This is a genomic window from candidate division TA06 bacterium (assembly GCA_016208585.1).
Taxonomy (GTDB): Bacteria; Edwardsbacteria; AC1; order AC1; family EtOH8; genus UBA5202.
In genome coordinates this window covers 1-3123 of record JACQXR010000035.1, presented here as the reverse complement: position 1 = coordinate 3123, position 3123 = coordinate 1, and the positions used below count along the sequence as shown (strand labels likewise).

General features: G+C 54.8%; 2 protein-coding genes. Both read right to left on the bottom strand.

Annotated features, from left to right (window positions below):
• Window positions 1–244: 244 nt before the first annotated feature.
• Window positions 245–982 (bottom strand): HAD family hydrolase, encoded by a 738-nt coding sequence (locus HY768_02940; GenBank protein ID MBI4726173.1) that lies wholly within the window; start codon window positions 980–982, stop codon window positions 245–247.
• A 58-nt stretch (window positions 983–1040) separates the two neighbouring features.
• The gene (locus tag HY768_02935; GenBank protein MBI4726172.1) at window positions 1041–2918 is read right to left on the bottom strand and encodes a hypothetical protein; all 1878 of its coding nucleotides are present in this window, start codon (window positions 2916–2918) and stop codon (window positions 1041–1043) included.
• Between the last annotated feature and the right edge of the window lie 205 nt (window positions 2919–3123).

The window sequence follows — 3123 nt, the reverse complement described above, 5'->3', positions numbered from 1 at the left end:
GGCTTCTCAAGGACAGGGATTGACTGTCGTTATAGAATAACGAGCTTACTAAGTTATATAATACATTTAATAATACGTAACGCCTTTAGAAATATGAAGTTAGGCTTTCTTGCATTTCGTAACTAGGAAACTTGCGCTAGGTCAGAAGGGTTATAACCTAGGGGCGGTAGCCTATTACCCAAGTTAGGTGCTTGACAACCCGATTTGCCAGAAATCAAAAGTCCAAGTCACAAAAACCCGGCCTTTAACTGCCGGGTTTTTTATTCAGGTGCCGGGGCAGCCCGGCCACGCTTTTTATCCTCTTGATCTTTGCCGAAGCTCTTTGCTCCGGTTGCTCAATCCACAAAACTTCCATCCCGGATCTCAGGGCGCCCCGGACATCGTTCTTTAGGTCGTCTCCCACATGCAGTGCCCGGCTGGGAGGGCAGTTCAAGACTTTTAAGGCCAGCCGGAAGATCCTGGGATCGGGCTTCCGGATGATGGTCTCGTCCGAGAACAGGGCCACGTCAAAATATTTCAGCAGGCGAAATCTGCTTAACAGTTTTCTCAAAACGAAGCCCGGGGTGCGCCCGGTGTTGCAGATCAACCCCATCCTATATCCATCTGCCCGCAGTTCTCTCAACGTCTGGTCGGCGCCTTTGATCGTCCGGGGGGAATACAGCAGCACAGCCTGGGCATATGATTTCTCGATCTCCTTCAATGCTCCGGACTTCAATTTCTTGGCCAGTCCCGGCCGGACCAGGTTCAGAAACAGCGTTATCTGATCCTCAAAAGAAATGTCCCTGGCTTTTTTCCATTTTATCTGGCATTGCTCCCAAACCTCCTGGTGGGCCTGGGACAATTCAATTACGCTTACTTGAATATCCTCACCAGCTAAAACCTTTCTTATCTGCAAAATGCGGTACCGGGTTCGCTTTTTATCGATAGAAGGAGTGTCGGCGATCAGGGTCTGCCACAGGTCAAAAGTTATGGCTTGGTACACCGAAAAATATTTTCGTTATTTAGTGTTTTTTAGCGGGGAAGTCCAAGGGGGACTAAGCTCAGGCCGAAAGCTCGTCCAGTTTGGCGGACAAGACCGCCTGTTCTTTTTCGCTCAAAGGCAGGTCGTGGCAGGTAAGCGAGAACAGCAGCAAAATAATCCGGATCCGGGAAAGGTCGCTGCGGCAGACCGAAAGCACCTGGTAGTCCCCGGCCAAGGCCATTATCTTGGCCAGCAGGTCCGAGCCCGCCGGCAGGGCCACCGCCAGGGCGGTATATTGATCCTGGTCCGAGGTCATTTGAAGATTCTGCAGGCGGTAGCTTATTTTCTTTGCGCCGGGTTCCTGTTTTTCGATCTGCCGCCAAAGTTTAAGCCGGGAGAAAACCGCGCTGTCCGGTATTTCCGGGTTCAGCAGGCATTTGTCGCCCAGGTTGTAGAACAGGGACTTGATCTCCGGCGCCGGCAGGTTTTCCTTCTGGGCCAGCTCCACCACCGCGGCCAGCCGCATCTGGCGCAGGGCCCGGCTGGTGCGGTCAAATATCCTGAGCCGGGGGCCGAAGACAGGGATGTTCCTGACCGCCTGTTCCATCTTGGTATAGACCTCCTCCTCGTTGAACAAGCCGCCGGAGGGGAACAGGGTCTTGCGGTTTATCCAGACGTCGATGATGGATATCTCCTGAACGATCTCCTGGCCGTTCTGGCTGTGGCTTAGATGGCTGGGCTTGTCGGGCATGGCCGCCGAAAGGCCGGGCACGGCGGAGAGGGCGGCCACCAGGTTCAAACCCTGTCCGGCATCGGCTCCTGAGGCCACCGCGATCAGCTTAAAATTATCCGGGGCGTGAGGATGGATGTAACCCTGAGGGATCTTCAGCTCCCGCTCCTCGTCCAGCATGGGGGGCACTATCTTCCGCCGGATCAGCTCCACTCCGGGAGTGGGGCCCAGCGCTTCCCGGGAAGTGGGCGGCGATTTTATCCTGGCCTCCAGATCCTTGGCAGCCTGAGGACCCAAGGGCTTGTCATCCTGTCCGGTGATCTCCAGATGATAAACCGAGAGCTTGTCGGCGGTGAAATAGGCATATTCGTCGTAGCGGCGGTACCCGGGCAATTCCTGGTCGATGATCCGCAACAGCAGTTCGTAGGTCAGCCAGTTCTCCTTGGTGATTATGGTCAGGGCCGTGAGATCCTTGTAGCCGAAGGGAATCGGCCCGATGCTCACCTCGGTGGCCGAAAGCCCCTGGCGGATCCGGCTCTTCAGCCGGAAGTTGACCAGCACTTGGTGGGCGATGGCCTCCAGCGGCCGCTGGTTGATGTAGGATTCCTGGCGAGCCACGAAGAACTTTATGGCCTCGCCGTTGTCGCCCATAATTTCCTTAAGGTCCTGTTCGTCGACCTGTTTCTTCAGCGCATCGGTGACGGCGGTGAAGGCATAGAGCCGCCGCGATTCCTGGCGCTGCAGGGTTTTCTTGGTCTCGTCATCGGCCGCGATCCGGGCCAGCCGCTCCTGAACCTTGCCCCGGGCCCCGTCCAAAGCCTGCTTGGTAAGATTGGGGCTGACCTCCACCTCCATCAGGATCACCCCCAGCTTCTGGCGCTCCCGGCGCAGGATAAAACCGTGGGTGTAGGCGATGTTTAGCCCGGCCTCGTGCACAGTTCCCAGGCAGGCGTCGGCCAGCCCGGCCCAGTCCGGGGCCAGCACTCCGAACAGCAGGGAGGGCAGAGCTTCGGGTTTGTCCTGGTTCTGGACCTTTTCGGTGATGACGTGGGCGGTGCCGGGAGCCTGCTCTTCATCGCTTAAAAGGCGGATCAAAAGGGCCCGCTCCTGGGCGGTCAGTCTTTCGGCATAGGCGGTGCCCAGGCGGATCTGGTGGTTATATTCAGCGATCTGCCGGGGGCCCAGTCCGACGTCCAAAAGATAGGGGCCCAATAAAGAAAGTTTCATAATCTTTAATGATACCAATTTATTGGCTAAAGTCAAGAGAAAAAAAGAACCAAAAAAGAACGATAAGAAAGGTTATTAAATATCTTACCTGAAAAAAGCGTTAAAACCAGATAAACTGAGATGGGAAAACGTGTAAAACCCTTGTAAATATTGATTTCTTGGCATATAATAACAGTGTAAAGTCACTGTTACACAACCCTAACTT

Bases quoted from the DNA above. Each gene is read 5' to 3' on its own strand.
- HY768_02935 (MBI4726172.1), bottom strand. From the start codon at position 2,918: ATGAAACTTTCTTTATTGGGCCCCTATCTTTTGGACGTCGGACTGGGC.